We start from the raw sequence: 20027 nt of genomic DNA on the forward strand, positions 1-20027 counted from the left end.
TGTTGGTTATCAGGTGTTTGTCGCCATCTTGTCAGACGCTTGTGTCTGACGGCTCAAACACTTGTGTCTGTCACGTCAAACACAAGTGTCTGTCGGCTTGAACACTTGCCTCTGTCACGACAAAGGATTGCAGCTGTCAAAACAGGGGGAGGAGGGCGGGGCGGCGTAAAAGGTTCTCTTCTGCCTGACCGCTGTCAACCAGTGCATTCAAGAAATATCTGCCCGATAGGATGCAGCCCTAATCTTTAGCAAAAGGAACCGCTTGTCCCGCCCTTAAGTACCTATAAAGACGAAGTAAATACGGACTTGATACGAGCCTGATACGGAGTAAGTCCCGAATTACTCCAATGCGAATGATTGTGAACCGATGAGGGTGCCGTCTGCGAAAATATCTACCCGATAGGTGCCGGCATAGAGATACTCTTCCACATCCCAATAAACGGTGACGGCCTGTTCTTCTCCGTTGTATTCTATGTACTTTTTGATAGAATAGGTCAAGTTGCGATTCTCGTATGAGAAGGTATTGGATGCACTTTTGGTCAGCACGTCGTTGTCCGGTTTGGTGATGCGGATGTAGAGGGTGCGTTCTCCGGTTTCGGCGGTAATGTTCTTTACGATGCTGAAGTTTATTTTTAGTTTCACGACATCTTTAACTTTCTTGGCCACCTTACCGCGTTTATTGGTGGCTTGTACGGATATGTTGGTGGCATCCAGTTGGGCGGCAAGGGTCACGGTCTTGGTGAGATTCTTTTTCTCTTCTGACAAGTTGCTGATCTGTCGCGAAGCCGCATTGTATTTCTGGGTAACATCGGCTATGATCTCTTTTTGTTGGGCTGTAAGCCGATTCAAGGAGTCTATCTGGTTGATGTAGCCAATCATGACTTTGCGTAGGGAAGCCAATTCATTTTTCAGGCGTCTGATTTCGGAGGCGTTGCTGCTTTTTATCGTGCGCAACTCTTCCAGGAGGCGTTGGGTCTTGAGCTGCTCCTGCTCCAAAAGAACAGAAAGGGAGTCGTTGGAAACACTCAGCTTCAGTTCGTCATACTGCTTGGCGAAGTCGGTGTATTGGTTCTCCAAGTCTTCTTTTTCCAATTGAAACTCCTGCGTCAACTCATAGTTGGTTTTCTTCTCGGAAATCAGCAATACGGTGACACCGATCAACAGCAGCACTAATATAGTTCCAACAATAATCAGGGATTTGTTCTTTGTCATTGATGTTTTGTTTAATTTTTGTTTCTGAGTATGTGTCATTTGCAATGGTGCGGAATGACTGCCTGATTTTTGCGGCAAAGATAGCTAAAAAACCAATTAAGAAATTGAAAAAAAAGTTTTTCCTTTTATTCGTGTCTGCTAAAACTTCTCTCCGTCTGATTTATTCCTCCTAAAGCCGATTATATGAAAGGTACACCACGCACTTCCAATCTCGAAACCTTTCAGGAAAAGAAAAACATTTACTTCTTAGAGTGCTCTTCTCCTCAACCTTACTCGCTATATGGATGTCCCCGGCTGGAAGTATAGGTGCAGCACGGTGGAGATATGTCTCCACCAAAACCAGCCTACTGGTATCTCTTATAAGAGGTATTTCTTGATAAGTATTTGGTATTGATCCTCAATAAAATAAAATCGTGATTAAGGCTGCTGAATGCAGATACTAAAGTGATAATCGGTAAGTTTTGTCGAAAGCCAATGGCTCCCTTTAAACCGGCTTAAAACGGGTATCTCCTCGCGGTGAGAAGACACGTGGCAGTCGGCTGTCTCAATTTAGGCACATTTCGTTCACTATCCTTTGTTTTCTCCTATCTTTTTGTTTCATTTGCAAGCAATCTTTCTATAATTATTGTGAAATGAAACGATTATATTTGTTCCTTTGGGGCATCTGCATGGTTTGTCTCTCTGCCTCGTCGCAAAACTACATGTTCAAATGCCTGGAAGTGAAAGACGGTCTCCCCAATAATCAGATCAACTCCATTTGCAAAGACTCGCAAGGCTTTCTGTGGTTCGGTACGGCTTCCGGGTTGGCGCGCTATGACGGTTATCGATTCCGGACGTTCCGCCATGACGATAGCCGGACAACTTCCATTCCCGACAATTTTGTGGAAAACATCGTGGAAGACAGTGAAGGCAGGCTTTGGATGCGGATAGGCGAAACGAATTATACCTTTTTTGACCCTGTGGCGGAGACCTTTGAGAACGATATGCGTGGCTATATGTGGAATATCGGTATAAACGGAGTCCCGCAGGAGGTAATGGTGGACAAGGAGAAAACTCTTTGGTTCTATGTGCCCGGAGTGGGATGCTACCGTTATCGTGCCGGTGAAAAAAAAGCCGAAGGGCTTCTTTTTACAACCGGAGGATTACCGCAAGGTAACATCACCGGCATGATAGATAGCAAAGAGGGTATCTTGCTGGCTTATAGTAACGGACGCATTGTTTGTATAGATAGCCGGCGCATGGCGCTGAAGTGGACGCTGACCGACATCACTGAGATGGTGGGAGAGGAATATGTAGAGACGTTCTCTTTATTCGTGGACAGAGATGAAGACCTTTGGATATATGGTGCTCCGGGCCTATGGGTCTATAATCTGAAAAGCAAGGAATGGAAAAAGAACCGTAACGACCGGATAAGCAACCTTTCGCACAACATGATAAGGAGCATTACTCAAGACCGTAAAGGGCAGATCTGGCTGGGAAAAGATCAGGAGGGGATAGACGTTCTGGACAAGAAAACGGGGAAAATCACATCGCTGATAAGCCATCCGGATAATGAACGTGGGCTGCCCCACAATACGATTATGGAACTATATGAAGATGCCGCCGGCATCATGTGGGTGGGTACCTATAAAAAAGGTGTGGCCTACTATGACGAAAGTATCTATAAATTTGCTTTAAGTCCGTTGGGCGACGTCAATGCCATAGAAGACGGCAGAGATGGCACTTTGTGGCTTGGAACGAACGATGGAGGGTTGGTGCATTGGAATCCGCAGAGCGGAGAGAAGAATACGTTTCTTCGCCGGGGAGAGAACTCGCTTACCGCAAATGTGGTAGTCAGTCTGTTGAAGGCAAAAGACGGCAGGTTGTGGATTGGTACTTTCTGGGGAGGATTGGATTGTTATGACGGTCATCGCTTCGTTCACTATCGCCATCAACCGGGCAATCCCAATTCTTTATCGAACAACAATGTATGGTCTTTGGCCGAGGACGAGGAAGGAAATATCTGGATAGGTACACTAAGTGGGGGAGTACAGCGACTGAATCCTAAAACCGGAGTCTTTACTAATTATAATGTGGCTACTTGCGGTCTTATTTCGGACTACATTGCTTCCATCTGCATGGGGCGCAACAATCGCCTGATCATAGGAACGGCTTCTTCGGGCATTTCCATCCTCGACTTGAATACCGGACGGGCAACCAATTATGTGGGGACGAAGTCGGGAAATGCGCGATTCTCCAATCAGAGTGTCAATCAGGTGTATGAGGACAGTCGCGGACTGATTTGGATTGCCACGCGCGACGGGTTGAATCTTTACGATCCCGTCAATGACGGTTTGCAGGTTATCTCTCTTCCACAAGAGATTTCCGGTCGTTTCATTTCCGGTATTGTGGAAGACAAGCACCGGAACATGTGGGTCACTACTGCCGACGGAGTGGTTAACATGGTCGTATTGCAGGACAAACGTTCGCAAGAATATGCTTTTCACTTTCATGTGTATAACGATAAGGATGGCTTGCAAGGCTGTGAGTTCAACCTGCGTTCCATCGAACGTTTGGCTTCGGGTGAGGTTGTGATGGGAGGACTGTATGGCATCAATATTTTTAATCCTGATGTCATAAAATACAATCGCACACAGCCCAAAGTGATATTTACTGATTTCCGTCTGTTCAATGAAGAGGTGGAAGTGGGGCGAGAGTATGGTGGACGTGTTGTGCTGGATAAATCTCTCAATCATATAGGCGAGTTGACGCTCGATTACCGGCAGAATGTCTTTACGGTTGTATTTGCATCAGACAATTATGTGTTGCCCGAGAAGACCCGCTACATTTATAAGCTGGAAGGCTTTGATAACGATTGGATGACCTCTGCTTCGGACATGCGTCGGGCCACCTACACCAATCTGGCTCCCGGCACCTACGTGCTGAGGGTAAAGGCTGTCAACAGCGATGGTTTTGCAGGGACGGAAGAGGCCGTGCTGAAGATTGTGATTCTTCCCCCCTTCTGGCAGACCACGTGGGCATATATATTCTATGTGTTGCTGTTGGCGGGAATTATCTATCTTTCTATCCGTGCCGTAGAACGCAAGGAACGGAACAAGTTTAAAATCAGACAGATGGAACAGGATGCCCGGAAGATGGAAGAGGTGAACCAGATGAAGTTTCGTTTCTTTACGAACGTCAGTCACGAATTGCGCACACCGCTTACACTGATAATATCTCCGCTGGAAAGCATGATGAAAGAGGTGTCGGACGACAAACAATTGGGGCGCTTGACGTTGATGCATCGCAATGCGCTTCGGCTGTTGAATCTCGTGAACCAATTGCTCGATTTTCGCAAGAGTGAAGTGGCGGGGCTGCATCTCACTTCTGCCGAAGGGGATATAGTGGCTTTCGTAAGGCATATTTGCGCATCTTTCCTGATGCTTTCTGAGAAGAAGAATGTACATCTGACCTTTTATTCGGCTGTGGAGTCTTTGAACATGTTGTTTGATGAAGATAAAATGGGCAAGGTGGTGATGAACCTGCTTTCCAATGCCTTCAAGTTCACGCCCGAAGGAGGCCGGGTGGATGTTTCGATGGAAGTGTTGAAGGGTGAACCCGATAAGTTACTGTTGAAAGTATCGGATACGGGAACCGGAATAAAGGATGAAGATAAAGAGCACATCTTCGAGCGCTTCTATCAGGTCAATCATCCGAATCTTCAGTCTACGGGCAGTGGTATAGGCTTGAGCCTGGTGCACGATTTTGTGACACTGCATGAAGGTACGGTGCAGGTATTGGATAATGTGAGTGTCGGAAGCGTATTTCTTGTGACCATTCCTATCAAGCAGGTCGGTCGGGAAGGGGTTGTTTCTAAATCCGGCAGAAAGAAAGAGGCGGAGAAAGTCTTTGTTGAGTCGGAAATAGAGCAAGCCTTGGACGAAGAAAACGAAGCATTGTCCGATGATATGGACGATACGACCGATGGCGGAGACAAAGAACAGCCATTGGTGCTGGTTGTGGATGACAGCGATGACTTGGTGGCCTTCATGAAGGATAGTCTGAGCCTCTATTTCCGCATACAGACCGCTTCGAACGGAAGGGAGGCATGGCGGCTGATACCGGATTTACAGCCGGATATCATTGTAAGTGACGTGATGATGCCCGAAATGGATGGCAACGAACTGTGCCGTTGGGTAAAAACCGACAAGCGCACCGAGAATATTCCGGTCATATTGCTCACTGCCAAGCAAGCGGTAGAAGATAAAGTGGAAAGCCTGACTATCGGGGCGGACGATTATGTGACGAAACCTTTCAATGTGGAGGTACTGATACTGCGCATGCGTAAACTGATTGACTTGTACGGTAAGCGCAGACAGCGTTTACGGATTGAACCTGAACCGAGCCGGATAGTTATCACCTCGTTGGACGAACAGTTGGTGGCGGATGCCATCAAGTATGTGGAAGCCAACATCGGCCGCAGCGACTTGTCTGTCGAAGAGTTGAGCCGTGAACTGGGGATGAGCAGGGTGCATCTTTATAAAAAGCTTTCGCAGATCACGGGCAAGACACCTATCGAGTTCATTCGCATCATCCGCCTGAAGAGAGCAGCGCAACTGCTTCGTGAAAGTCAGCGGAATGTATCGGAGATTGCCTATCAGCTCGGCTTCAATAATCCTAAATATTTCAGCAAGTACTTCAGGGACGAGTTTGGCGTTTTGCCCTCTGTCTATCAGGAGGGAGAGGGTAAATAACCGGAATTCGATATAAGGTTCCGGATATGGGTTTCATCCGTACAAGAAAGAGTTTTCATCAGCGGATAAAACCTCTCTTTGCCTTGTCTGAAACAGGAAGAGATTAGGAGGAGAGTTCTATCTTAGCGCTTGCGATGTATATCGCAGGCGCTAAGATATATATCGCAAGGCGCAAGATATACATCGCAAGCGCTAAGATAGAGTTTTCTCCCGTTGGCGGCGAATGTTTTCAGGCAGGTCTCATCATCTTTCGGACGGCATCTCGTTCACTTCTTTTCTTAATATCGGGTCAAATAACAACAGATACCCATTCCGGAAACATTTTATCTTTAAAGGCATCAAAAGATACCTTTTGTCTCAACATCCGGGAGGTGTGTTCCGGAAGAGGCTTCTTATCTTTGCACCGGAAGAAAAATCACTTTAAAGAACAGTAACGTATGAATTTGAAAAACACTTCAGTTTATTTGCTTGCCGCATGGATGCTTGCCGCATGTGCCGGAAGCGGACTTCAAAAGACGGAAAACGGCGTGATTATAGAAGTAAGCCGACAACGGCCTGCGGATGTGCGTAAGGTAAGGTTGGAGGTGATGGGCGAGAAGCTCATCCGCGTATCGGCCACTCCGGAGAAAGAGTTCTCGAAGGAACCAAGTCTCATACTGATTCCCCGGCAGCATAAAACAGCGTTTAAGGTGGAGGAGCAGGCGGATGAAGTCTGTGTGAAGACCTCCGAATTATGTGCCATCGTTTCAAAGAAAACCGGCGAAGTGCGCTTTACCGATGCTGCCGGAAACCTGATTCTGGCGGAAGACAGCAACGGAAGAACCTTTGCCCCGATCGAAGTGGAAGGTACCAAAGGATATACCGTTCGGCAAGTGTTCCGATCGGCGGGCAACGATGAGGCCTACTATGGCCTGGGGCAGCATCAGGCGGATGAGTTCAACTACAAGGGGAAAAATGAGGAGCTGTTTCAATACAACACCAAAGTTTCCGTACCGTTTATTGTTTCCAATAAGAATTACGGTGTGCTTTGGGATAGTTATTCCCTTTGTCGTTTCGGCGACCCGCGCGACTACTCGCAGTTGGGCGGTGTATTCAAGCTGTATGACAAGGATGGCAAGGAAGGTGCCTTGACGGGCACATACGTTCCGGCCGATAAGCGCGTGGAGACCATCGTACGCCGTGAGGATTCTCTTTATTTCGAGCATCTGGACCGTGCCGCCCGTTTGAAGAAAGTGATAAACCTGCCGGACGGATTCCCGTTTATGGGAGCGGGCGTGACGTATGAAGGCGAGATAGAACCATCGGAAACCGGCTTATTCCGCTTCATCCTCTATTATGCCGGCTATACCAAAGTATATATCAATAATGAGTTGGCAGTGCCCGAACGTTGGCGCACGGCCTGGAATCCCAACAGCTATAAGTTTGCGGTGAATCTGGAAGCAGGCAAGCGTGTTCCTTTAAAGATTGAGTGGAAACCCGACGGGCAAGTCTCTTACTGCGGCTTGAGAGTGCTCAGTCCGGTGGCCGATGAAGAGCAGGACAAACTCTCCTGGTGGGGCGAAATGCAGAACGAGATAAACTATTACTTCGTATATGGCGACAATATGGACGAGGTGGTCAGCGGCTATCGTACACTGACCGGCAAGAGCCCGATTATGCCGAAGTGGGCGATGGGCTATTGGCAGAGTCGTGAAAAGTACAACACGAAGGAGGAGGTGCTCTCTACCTTGAAGGAATTCCGCAAACGTCGGATTCCCATCGACAACATCGTCATCGACTGGTTGCACTGGAAGCAGGATGCGTGGGGAAGCCATGAATTCGACCCTGAACGTTTTCCCGACCCCAAGGGGATGGTGGACTCTATCCATTCCATGAACGGCCGTGTAATGATTTCCGTGTGGCCCAAGTTCTATGTGACGACCGAGCATTATAAGGAATTCGACGAGAAAGGTTGGATGTATCGGCAGGCCGTAAAAGACAGTATCAGAGACTGGGTAGGTCCGGGTTATCTGGGTTCTTTCTACGATGCTTACGATGCCGATGCGCGTAAGCTCTTCTGGAAACAGATACAAGACCATTACTATCCTCTCGGAATCGATGCATGGTGGATGGATGCCAGCGAACCGAATGTGCGCGACTGCACGGATATTCAGTATCGTAAAGACCTTTCCGGCCCTACGGCTCTGGGACCTTCGGCCAAGTTCTTCAACACGTATGCCTTGATGAATGCCGAAGCTATCTATGACGGACAGCGTGGCATCGAGCCGGACAAGCGTGTCTTTCTGCTGACTCGTTCGGGCTTTGCCGGGCTGCAACGCTACTCCACCGCCACTTGGAGCGGTGACATTGCCACCCGTTGGGAAGACATGAAGGCGCAAATCTCTGCCGGACTGAACTTTGCCGTCAGTGGAATTCCTTACTGGACGATGGATATCGGTGGATTCTGCGTAGAGAATCGTTACGTGGCAGGCCAGCAGGAACTCAACCGGACGGGACGCGAGAATGCGGATTATAAAGAGTGGAGAGAATTGAATGCCCGTTGGTATCAGTTCGGTGCTTTCTGTCCTTTGTTCCGTGCGCATGGACAGTACCCGTTTCGCGAAGTATGGAACATTGCTCCCGAAGGGCATCCATGCTATAATTCCATTGTTTATTATACCAAACTGCGCTATAACATGATGCCGTATATCTATTCATTGGCAGGCATGACCCATTTCAACGATTATACCATCATGCGCCCGTTGGTGATGGACTTCACGGCAGATGCAAGCGTCAACAATATAGGCGACCAGTTCATGTTCGGCCCGGCACTGATGGTTGCTCCGGTTTATGAATACGGTGCACGCACGCGCGAGATGTATTTCCCCGCCGGCTGCGGATGGTATGACTTCTACACCGGAACCTACGTGGAAGGTGGCCGGAAGCTGACAGTGGCTGCCCCTTATGAGCGCATACCGCTCTATGTACGTGCAGGAGCCATCATCCCCTTTGGTCCCGACATGCAATATAGCGACGAGAAGCAGGCAGAGGAAATCACGCTCTTTGTTTATGCAGGGCAAGACGGGGCATTTACCCTCTACGAAGACGAAGGGGTGAATTATAACTATGAGAAGGGAAAATATGCTGCCATCCCGTTTGTTTACAACGATGCAGAGGGAACTTTGACCATCGGCGATCGCACGGGCGAATATTCCGGTATGTTGGAAGAACGTATCTTCAATGTGGTGAAAGTGGGCAAAGATAAAGTGCAAGCCTTTGACTTGAAGGCGAAAGGTGCAGTGGTGAAATACAACGGAAAAGCACAGCGTGTGAAACTCTAATAACGTCTATTCGTGATGAAGAAACTATTGTTGCTTTCAATCGGACAGTCCGGAAGCATACGACTGACGGCTGCGGCCGATGGACTGAAACAAGGAGCGGCGGTTGTGAAAGTAAACTAACGTACTTCGGTCGGAGAAAAGTATTTGTTTCGGTGGTTTGTTTCATTATCTTTTCCTTGTTGAGAATTAATACCGTATGCTTGTCCGGAGGTATCCCCTGCAAGAGATACCTGTAGGCAGGCTTAGGTAGAGATATATCTCTATCGTGCTGGAAATATATCTCCACCGTGCTGCATCTATACTTCCAACCGGGGCCATCTATATAGCCGGTTGTGACAGGACGGTTACTTCTCTTTGAAGTAAATATTTTTCTTCCTCCTGCAAGACTTCGGGAATTGGAAGTGTGTGGTGTATTTTTCATGTGGCCTTTTCTTGCAGGTTTAATCTTTTTTACTATGTTTGCAGATGGTTACTTTAATAGCTATGGCCTATGCAGACATTATTTACCGGAGATCCGTCTACTACGGTGCAGTATTTTCCCCGTGTTTCCATCAAGATACATTGTTGCAGGTATTGGTGGTTGAAGAATTGGGAGTACAGTACGCTTTCGTTTCCTTTCTGGCGGATTTACCGCAATACCGGAGTTGGCGGTGTCATCGAATATCGGGGCACGACCTATCGCATGGAAACGAATAAAGTCTATCTCATCGCTCCAAATACGGATTACAGCTCGCGCATAGAAGGGAATAGCATTCCCCGTCGGGGGAATTGCCTATGTGGAGGAAACCTCGGCGCCTTGGCGGAAAGTGAGCGGGAACAGTTGCTGGCAGATGGGGCCATCGGGCATTTGTTCGTTCATTTCTCGTTAGGATTTCCGTATGATAATGCGCTGACGGGTGTCTTTCCTATCGACCTGACGGAAAGTCTGGAAGCGAAAATCGACCATATGCAACGCTATCTCCTGAGCAGTGGGCAAATATCCACGTTCAGTATAGGGGCTTTTTTGAACGTTCAGGCACTTATCTGTGAGATACTTTTGGGCGTTGAGGGAAGCCAATGGAAGCCAAACACCGGCGATGTCCGCATTGCGCAAGCCATCAGTTATATTGAAGACCATTGCGAAGAGAATCTGTCCAACGAACTACTGGCGAGTAGGGCTTGCATGGCCACTAACTCCTTTTCTCGTCTGTTCAAGAATGAGACGGGAGTCACTTTACAGAAGTTTGTCAAGAAGAAAAGGATAGATTATGCTTGTATGCTCATCACCCATACCGGAATGAGTATCGAGGAGATAGCCGCCAAGACGGGCTTCTCCAACCGTTTCCATTTTACCCGCGTGTTTTGTGAAATCATGAAAGTGGCTCCGGGCAAGTATCGGGATTTGTTCTTATTTCCTCCTGCATAGAAACACTATCTGAAAGAGTCTGCCTCACTGCAACTTGTTGTTCGTTTCCGCGTATATATAGGAAGAAAAAGACTCCTTTACGATTGCGTATGTTTGTTACAGATACAACATGAGGCGTATCGGATATTTGTAAACTCCGAATATTGTCGTATGTTTGCATCCGTATTTTTATGTTAAACTAATCTAATTTTACTATGGTTAAAGAGAGATTATCTAAAGTGCTCTCCATTTCCTTGTTTTGCTTAATGGGGGGGGTAATTCTTTGTCCTTCAATCAGTTATTCTATTGCGAATGAAGCGCTGGTTGTTCAGCAAACACGTACGGTGAAAGGACTTGTGAGTGATGAACTCGGTCCGGTTGTCGGTGCAACGGTTATTGTAAAAGGTACGCAGAACGGAGTCATCACCAATGTGAACGGAGAATTTACGCTTTCGGGTGTTAAGGTGGGCGATGTCATCGAAGTGTCATACATCGGTTATGCCACTCTTAGCGTGAAATACAATGGCGAACAACGCTTGAGTTTGCAACTGAAAGAAGATTCGCAACAACTGGGTGAAGTGGTGGTGACTGCTTTGGGCATCAAGCGTGAAAAGAAAGCGTTGGGTTACTCCATGCAAGAGGTGAAGGGAGCCGACATCTTGCAGGCTCGTGAGACTAATGTGGCTAACGCTCTTTCCGGAAAAGTATCAGGTTTGCAGATAATACGTTCGGGAAATGGCCCCGGCAGTTCTTCTAAAATCCAATTGCGCGGAAACAATTCATTGACAGGCCTGAACCAACCGCTTATTGTGGTAGACGGTATTCCGATGGAGAACTTCACCGGAGCGGCGAATAATGACTTTTGGAATCCTTCGGCGGATATGGGTAACGGTATTTCGGACATCAGTTCTGATGACATTGCTTCCATGTCGGTGCTGAAAGGTGCTTCGGCTGCCGCTCTTTATGGTTCGCGTGCGGGTAACGGTGTTATCCTTATCACTACCAAGTCCGGACGCAAGACCGAAGGATTGGGTGTCACGATTTCGGGAACCGTATCGGCCGAAACCATCTTCATGTCGCCCAAGATGCAGAATTCATTCGGGCAAGGTTCTAACGGTACGTTCGACAAAGACGCCGGCTCCAGTTGGGGACCGAAAATCGAAGGACAGGAGTACACAAACTGGAACGATCAGAAGGTGCGTATGAGTTCGTTCGACAACGTGGGCAACTATTTTAATACCGGTATCAATCTGACGGAGACGTTCTCGTTTACACAGCAATATAACAAGACGTCAATCTATACGTCGCTCACCCGCATGGATGACAGTAGCAAGATTCCGAGTTCCAAACTGAAACGTACCGGCTTGACGGCACGTGCCACATCTACTTTCGGAAAAGATGACCGTTGGACATTTGATACCAAGATACAGTACATCAACGCCGAGGCCCAAAATCGTCCCATCAGTGGTAAGAACAATTCCAATAACTTCTTGGCCATGTATTTGTTACCTCGCTCGATGGATATTCGCGATTTCTCGGCAGGCACGCGTTCGGACAACAAAATGTTGTGGTACGGCAGTAGCCAGCAAATCAATCCTTATTGGATGGAAACGCACAAGCTGAACCGTGATGTACGCGATCGTTTCTTGTTGAGCGGCTCGTTGAAATATCGCTTCACCTCATGGCTGGACGCCGAGTTGAGAGCCGGTTCGGACATGTACTTCACAGAGTATGAGAACAAGACATATTCCGGCAGTTCGTTGCAGAACACCTATTCCATCAAGCAAGAACGTTTTTATGAGAACAACTACAGTTTCCTGCTTAGTGCCCGCAAAGACAATCTGTTCGGTAAGTGGGGTGGAAGTGCAACATTTGGAGGCAACTTGATGATGCGCCGGCATCGGGCCATCTCTACAAGCCCGGGTGCATTGAAAGTGCCCGATTTGTTCACAGTAAATAATGCAACGAAGTCGGTTAGTGTAGGCGAAGATTTCAGCCGTAAGAAAATCAACTCGCTTTATGGTACAGCTCAAATCAACTACAATGGTTTCCTGTTTATAGACGGAACATTCCGTAACGATTGGTCTTCTACCTTGTCGAAAGAGAATCGTTCGTTCTTCTATCCTTCAATATCCGCATCATGGGTAATCTCGGAAATGCTTGAGAAAATGGACAAGCCGTTGCCCGAATGGTTTACCTATGCAAAACTGAGAGGTTCGTATGCAGAAGTGGGTAACTCTCTTGAACCTTATCAGCTTTACAATACTTACTCTATCGGTCAGGCACCAGATAATACAACGACTGTATCTCAGGATAAGGTTTTGTATAACAGCAATGTACGCTCGGAGTTAATCAAGTCGTGGGAATTCGGAGCAGAGATACGTTTCTTCAACAATCGTTTGGGATTCGATTTCTCATGGTATAAATCGAATGCTACCCGCCAGTTGATTAATTTGCCGATGGATAACCTTTCCGGTTATGAAAAACGTAAGGTGAATGCCGGAAATATCGAGAACAAGGGCTTTGAGTTGATGGTAAACGCTCGTCCGATAGAGTTGAAGAACGGTTTCAGCTGGGATTTGATGGTGAACTTCTCTGCCAATAAAAACCGTATCATCGAACTCTATAAGACAGCCGATGAGGAAGTCACTCTTTATCCCTTGGGCGGTTACGACAACTTACAGGTATATGCCACTGCCGGAGGAAACTACGGAGAAATCTGGGGAACCGTGCTGAAGCGTGTCACTGATGAGAAATCGCCTTACTACGGTAAGCTGATCACTCAAAACGGATTGCCTACGGCAACCACCGAGAAACAAAAAATTGGAGATCAGCAACCGGACGCTTTATTAGGTATCAGTTCCACCTTTAATTATAAGGGATGGTCGTTGAACTTCCTGATCGATTCTCGTTTCGGTGGCGATATCTTCTCGGGTACTCACCAAACGATGCAGGCGGCAGGTACGTCCAACAAGACCGTGGTCAACGGCGAGCGTCCCCAAATGGTGGTGGATGGTGTATTCGTAAACGAAAAGGGAGAATATGAGAAAAACACCACTGAAATCTCTACACAACAATATTGGAATGCTGTGGCAGGAGGAAACCTCGGTGTGGGCGAAATCAATATTTATAGTGCCACCAATATCCGTTTGCGTAACTTGGGCTTGTCTTATGCCTTCAACAAGCAACAGCTGAAGAAGACTCCTTTCACACAGTTGAAGTTGGGCGTTTCTTGCAACAACGTGTGGATGCTGAAGAGCCACATGAACGGCATCGACCCCGAATCGATCTATGCTACAAGCACCAATGCCACAGGATTTGAGTATGGTAGCTCACCTACTTCACGCACCTATTTGTTTAATGTTACTCTCGGATTCTAAACTAAAAACTTTTTGCGAATATGAAAAACTATAAATATCTATTATATATGCTTCCCGTCGGACTGCTTACGTTGGCTTCATGTTCCGACTTTGAAGAAGTAAATACCAATCCTACGGCTGCCAACCTCGAGCAGGCACGTGTGGAGTATGCTATCAACAAGTCCATTACCGAAACTCAGCAGAATCCTGAAGTGGCCGAGCGTTGCTTTGTGCTGAACTGGCAGGCCGCTGCACGACAGGTAGACCCTAATACGAACGGTGGTCTTGCGGTGGGCGAATATAACGACGACTGGATCAGTAACTATTATGCTCACTATGCCGGCTGGATGTCGCCTATCGTGCTTGCCATCAAATTGGCGGACGAGAAGATGCAAGGCGAACTGAATTCACACGAAGCCCAAGTGATACCCAATATGAAGGAAGTGGCCCGCATCTGGCGAGTATATCTGATGAGCGAGTTCACGGATAGTTTCGGTGCCATGCCTATTGAGGCTTTTGCAGGGAAAAACCCGAAGTTTAATTCTTGCAAAGAAGTCTATTACTTTATGCTGGATGAACTGAAAGATGCTGCAAGTAAGATTAAGACTGATGTAAAAGCCGATGACAAGGAAAAAGAGTGCGACCGCGCTTATAAATTCGACTTCGGCAAGTGGGTGAAGTATGCCAACTCCATGCGTATGCGCTTGGCAATGCGCCTTTCCGAAGTAGATGCCGCCAAAGCCAAGGCCGAATTTGAAGCTGCTGCCAAGGGGGCTTACATTTCAGAGAGCGGCGATAATTTTGCGGTTAAGGAACAACCGGGATGGGATGCGCTGACAGGTGTCATGACACGCGAATGGAACTATTTCCCTCTCTCAGCTACGATGAACAACCTGCTCGTAGGTCTGGGTGGTATCACTTCGGATGAACAACTGATCGGCAGAGAAGATTTGTTGGCTCGCATCAAACCGGCAGACTACATGGGCGTGCGCTATGCTGACCATTATGCTCTGGCCACGAACGATCCCTCAAAAGGCTTTTGGTTCGATGGCTTGCATAAAGTAGTTGATCCTCGTGCTTATAAACTCTTCTCTATTCCTGGTAATTTTGATGACGCCAACTATTGCAAGTATCCTTCATGGAACCAGCGCTATAAGGAAGTGAAGCGTAAATTACTGAAGGATAAAGACGATGCCGACGGACTGGTAGAACTGGATGCCACATTTACGTGGAATGCGGCTGCTTGTGGCGAATGGGGCGATAAGGGCTCACTGAACAAAATGTATTACTGGCCTTGGGCTATCCCGCATCTTTCATTGAAATATCGTAAGAATGAAATTTCTCGTATCTTCTTTGCCTCTTGGGAATCTTACTTCCTGCTGGCAGAAGCAGCTCTGAAGGGATGGAGCGTTCCTATGACAGCCAAAGCCGCTTATGAACAAGGCATACGCGAAAGTTTTGCATATCACGGCGTAAGTGGTTTTGCGGATGCTTATCTGTCATCAGAGGATTACAACAACGTGGGAACTTCCGTAAAATGGGAACACGTGGCCGAACCGGCAGCGACCAAAACCATGAAGATGGTGAATGGATATACCAAAGCAGAATCGACCTATACCTTTACCTATCCTGTGGCTTCGGAAACGCTGTATGGCAAGGCATTGAACGACCATCTGACAAAGATTATCACGCAGAAATACATTGCGCAAATGCCATGGTTGCCCTTGGAAGCATGGAACGATCAGCGCAGATTGGGTTTGCCTTTCTTTGAGACTCCGGCTGTAGAACAGGCCATTCGTACGATGCCCAGTCTCAATGCCTCCAACTACATGAAGCAGACGACGAAGTTCTTCCCGCAACGCTTGAAATTCCCGTCGGGTTTGGAAAACAGCAGTCCCGAAGGTTACAAACAGGCCGTGCAATTGCTTGGAGGACTTGACGATGTGTTCACTCCGCTATGGTGGGCTAAAAAGTAAGAAGACTGAAGTGTCCCCCGGAAAGTTGGACGTTAAATAAACGCTAATTATTTAAATCTCTATAGTAGTGAGCTCGGTATTGTACCGGGCTCATTCTGAAATGCACCCCAAAAGTTGGACATAATACTTTTGGGGTGCACTTCATGGAGATGGAGGAGACGGAAAAGCAGCACACCTTATGCGCCGTAACATGAGGGCGGAGCGAGGCTAAGGTGTGGGCTTATGAGCGGTAAAGTGTGGACTTACGGGCAATGAAGTGTGGACTTACGGACGATGAAGTGCGGACTTACAGGCGGTGAAGTGTGGAAGTGACTATCTGCGATTTGTAAAGCAGATATGCGGCGGTATCAGAAAAAAACAGTACGTTTGTATATCCTTTAAAAATATGTAGTAAAAAAGTTCCTATGTTTAAAATCGGAAGTGACGGATAACATAATATAGCCCTAAAAAAGCTATACCATTATAGTTAACTTTGTAAGTGATAACAACAATATTAACTCATAACGATATAGCTTATGAAACGTGTACAAAGTAACACATTAGATTTCAGTGGTCAAAATATTTATGTAGGAATTGATGTCCACCTGAAGAGTTGGTCGGTTGCAATTTTATCAGAGCATAGTGTTCTGAATCGATTCAGCCAAATTCCGGAACCGGAAGCATTGCACAAGTATCTTGTCAGCAATTATCCGGGCGCCAATTACTTCTCTGTGTATGAAGCCGGATTCTGCGGCTTTTGGATACACGAGAAGTTGATGGATTTAGGAATAACCAACATCGTGGTCAATCCAGCCGACGTTCCGACCATGAGTAAGGAAAAACTTCGTAAGACGGATGCCGTGGATTGTAAGAAGCTGGCTCGTGAATTACGTTCCGGTTCGCTGGTAGGAATATACGTTCCCAAGGCGGATGTCCTGGAAATGCGCTCTTTGATAAGGATGAGAAACCTGATTGTAAAAGACAGCACCCGTGCGAAGAACCGCATCAAGTCATTGCTTCGTTTTCATGGAGTGGATATACCCGAAGAGTTTACCCGATGCTCGATAGGATGTTGGTCAAAACGTTTCCTGACTTGGCTTCATTCTCTCGAACTCTCAACAGAGTATGGCAAGAAGACTTTGGAACTGCACTTGGAGCAGTTCGTGCGTTTGCGTAAGATGCTTCTTCAGGAAACACGTGCCATCCGTGAGATATCACGTAACGCACCTTTTGAGAGGCCGATACGTCTTCTGACTTCTGTTCCCGGAATAGGCGTTACTACAGCTGCTACCCTGATGGTTGAACTTGACGGTATAGTCCGTTTCAGGAATGAGGACCATCTGGCTTCTTTCATCGGTCTGGTACCCATGTGCCATTCGAGCGGTGAGAGTAACGGCACAGGGGATATAACGGTACGTCGCCATTTCATGCTCCGCTGCCTGTTGGTGGAAGCTGCATGGATTGCAATCCGTAAGGATCCTGCAATGACTGTAGCCTATACGGAATACCGTAAACGTATGAATCCCCAGAAGTCAATCATAAAGATTGCCAGACGGCTTGTAAACAGAATATATTATGTACTCAAACATGAAAAGGAATATATACCGTGTGTTGTCAAATGATACAGAATCCTATAAGGTAAAACAACTTTCTTTTGAGGAAAATACTATCATTACTTTGCGGCTTTGAAGTCCGCTTAAAAAAGTTTGTAATCCTCATTAATGGTTTGACTGATAAAGGAACTTGCAGCCCCTTGTGTGGTGTCTGCTGTGGAAAGTTTGTTTTACCATAGGATTATGGTTAGGTTTTCTTAGCCATATCAGACGATATCAGTAATACAAAAAGAGAGGCGTGTAACCGCCTCCCAAAGTAGCATTACTGCGTACCGTTAGGATGCTTATTGCTGGTAGGTTGCTCCTCAGCAGAGCCTACTTCCTCTTAACATCCTGACAAAAAGATATGAAACTAAAGTTAATTATTAATGAATTATCCAACTTTGTTTGGATTTTAAATGGAAAGAGAATAATGAAAAAGAAAACTTTTGCAATCTTGATAGTTGCAGTAGTTGCAACATTTGCAGGCTACAATGCTTATCAGTCGCAGAGAGCGGAAACGATGTCTGACTTATTGCTGGCTAATGTGGAAGCACTGGCCTCAAGAGAAGGTGGAACCCATTCATGTGAAGAAGTATGTCACTATTGCTCTGGCTGGAGGTGTACAAGAATTTATGGAGGAGTTACCTCCGTTTGTGAGCCATATAGAAAGAATTAAAATAGAACGAATGATGAGGGTGTGTCATAATGCCAAAATATAAGAATTTACCCCTGCTACAGCTATCTGTGGCAGGGGGAGTTTTTTCAAAAAGGGCATTTTGACACACCCTCATCTAAAAAAGCAAAAGAATGAAAAAGCAAGTCGTATTTTTGTTATTGGGTGCTTGTATGCTATTTTCTTGTTCGCAGAAAGATAGATATATGGATGCCCGTATTTTTGGTTTTAATGATTTTGAGGCTGAAATAGAATTGAAAGGAAATTTGTTGGAATTTGATGACTTGGTCATGAATCCGAGCGAATTGCAAGTTTATGACTCCATATTGGTTACATTGGAATATGGAGGAGAGAAGTTATGCAATGTGTATAATCTGAATACAAGAAAGAAAATAGGCGAACGTCTGGTAAGGGGACAAGGCCCGGATGAAATGTTGATGCCCTCGTTTATTGACAATGATGGAACATGTGTGCAGATAGTCGATATGGCAACCTCTGTAGTTTATAAATACGACTTGAGGGATTTTATTGAAAATGCAGAACCCCGTCCGACAACCAAGACAAAGTTGGAGGAGAATGTGAACTCCAGCATGCAAATACTTGGCGATAAACTGGTAGGCTATCCGTATTTTAAAGAGCATCAATTGTATGTTTTTGATGGGACGGGAAAAAAAGTTAATGAATTTGCCGGTTTCCCCGTTTCGACCATAGATTATTCTGACATGGAAAGGACGGATGCCTATTATATGGGATTTGCTTCCAATGGAACGGATAGGTTGGCCATTTGTTATTATATGACGGACTTGATTGATATATACAATGCTGCCGGAGTGTTGCAAAAGAGAATACATGGTCCGGAGCATTTCTTCTCTTATTTTAAAGAGGTGCATGATGCAAATGGAATTACTTCCCGGCAAGTGAAGGGAAAGAACCGGGATGCCTATTTTGCACCGGAAAGTGCAGGTGATAAATTATTTGTATTGTATAATGGAGGGTATGTAGATGAAAAGGATCATAGCTCGTTCTGCAAGAGATTGTTTTCTTTCTCGTGGGATGGTGTTCCGCAGACAATTTATATTCTGGATGCCCCTATATTTACTTTCTGTGTGGATAAAAAACGAAATAAAATTTATGGTGTGAGCAATCGGCCTGACAATCATATTGTGGAATATACTTATTGAAATGTCATTTTGATATCACCCGACAAAGTCTGACAATGAAGAAAAAAGAGTGTTTGTCAGACTTTGTCAGGCAGGAAATTTGCCGTTTCTGTATCTTTTTTAGATTTTTGCTTCCATCATTTGATAAAGAATAAAAGATTTGTGTGAATATAAATAAAAGGAATGGGTGATAAACTTGATTCTTGGAATATCCGGTTTCACCCATTCCATAACCCGCTAAAGAAAGGAGGTCACGGCAAAGGTAGCAGATAAATCGTGAATACGCAATATGCTTGCGTTTTCCGTTGAAAGGATAGATACGGAAAGAAATGAAAAACAGATTATTAAACTCATAAAAAAAGAAACATGAGTAAGAAAATTTTTGCAATTTTGATAGTTGCCGTAGTTGCAGTATTTGCAGGCTACAATGCCTATCAGTCGCAGAGAGCAGAAACGGTGTCTGACTTATTGCTGGCTAATGTGGAAGCACTGGCACGAGACGAAGCTAATAGTAATGGTAATAGCGGCCCAAGTGAATTGTATGATTGTCCTTTCTGGTTTACTGGTGACGGGATACATTGTAAATGCGAAAATACCGCTCCGTGTACAGCTGTCTTATGTAAATAATGAGATGGT

At 46.1% G+C, this 20027-nt stretch carries 10 protein-coding genes; 9 read left to right on the forward strand and 1 reads right to left on the reverse strand.

Annotated elements, in window-relative coordinates; all coding sequences use genetic code 11:
- Positions 1-339: 339 nt before the first annotated feature.
- Positions 340-1212 carry a DUF8429 coiled-coil domain-containing protein gene (locus C3V43_RS11640; protein WP_106070583.1) on the reverse strand — a complete coding sequence of 291 codons (873 nt, stop codon included), beginning with the start codon at positions 1210-1212 and terminating at the stop codon, positions 340-342.
- Between the two features lie 632 nt (positions 1213-1844).
- On the opposite strand from C3V43_RS11640, the gene C3V43_RS11645 reads away from it, so the two are divergent.
- The 9 genes from C3V43_RS11645 to C3V43_RS11685 all read left to right on the forward strand — a co-directional run bounded on the left by C3V43_RS11645 (position 1845) and on the right by C3V43_RS11685 (position 20018).
- Positions 1845-5945, forward strand: a complete 4101-nt coding sequence (locus C3V43_RS11645) for a hybrid sensor histidine kinase/response regulator transcription factor (RefSeq protein ID WP_106069954.1) — start codon at positions 1845-1847, stop codon at positions 5943-5945.
- A 437-nt stretch (positions 5946-6382) separates the two neighbouring features.
- Positions 6383-9265 carry a TIM-barrel domain-containing protein gene (locus C3V43_RS11650; RefSeq protein WP_106069955.1) on the forward strand — a complete coding sequence of 961 codons (2883 nt, stop codon included), beginning with the start codon at positions 6383-6385 and terminating at the stop codon, positions 9263-9265.
- A 490-nt stretch (positions 9266-9755) separates the two neighbouring features.
- Complete coding sequence (locus tag C3V43_RS11655) at positions 9756-10670, forward strand: helix-turn-helix domain-containing protein (RefSeq protein ID WP_106069956.1); 915 nt, start codon at positions 9756-9758, stop codon at positions 10668-10670.
- Positions 10671-10864: 194 nt separating this feature from the next.
- Positions 10865-14029: a SusC/RagA family TonB-linked outer membrane protein gene (locus C3V43_RS11660; RefSeq protein ID WP_106069957.1), complete on the forward strand. Its 3165-nt coding sequence runs from the start codon at positions 10865-10867 to the stop codon at positions 14027-14029.
- Positions 14030-14049: 20 nt separating this feature from the next.
- Positions 14050-15984: a SusD/RagB family nutrient-binding outer membrane lipoprotein gene (locus C3V43_RS11665; RefSeq protein ID WP_106069958.1), complete on the forward strand. Its 1935-nt coding sequence runs from the start codon at positions 14050-14052 to the stop codon at positions 15982-15984.
- 515 nt (positions 15985-16499) lie between these two features.
- The gene (locus C3V43_RS11670; protein ID WP_106068911.1) at positions 16500-17585 is read left to right on the forward strand and encodes an IS110 family RNA-guided transposase; all 1086 of its coding nucleotides are present in this window, start codon (positions 16500-16502) and stop codon (positions 17583-17585) included.
- Between the two features lie 403 nt (positions 17586-17988).
- Complete coding sequence (locus C3V43_RS11675) at positions 17989-18234, forward strand: NVEALA domain-containing protein (protein ID WP_106043429.1); 246 nt, start codon at positions 17989-17991, stop codon at positions 18232-18234.
- Between the two features lie 131 nt (positions 18235-18365).
- Positions 18366-19412 (forward strand): BF3164 family lipoprotein, encoded by a 1047-nt coding sequence (locus C3V43_RS11680; protein ID WP_106042583.1) that lies wholly within the window; start codon positions 18366-18368, stop codon positions 19410-19412.
- A gap of 345 nt (positions 19413-19757) precedes the next feature.
- Positions 19758-20018, forward strand: a complete 261-nt coding sequence (locus C3V43_RS11685) for an NVEALA domain-containing protein (RefSeq protein ID WP_106042585.1) — start codon at positions 19758-19760, stop codon at positions 20016-20018.
- Positions 20019-20027: the final 9 nt, after the last annotated feature.

Origin of the sequence: Prevotella heparinolytica, assembly GCF_002998535.1 — a bacterium.
In the GTDB taxonomy this organism is placed as follows: domain Bacteria; phylum Bacteroidota; class Bacteroidia; order Bacteroidales; family Bacteroidaceae; genus Bacteroides; species Bacteroides heparinolyticus.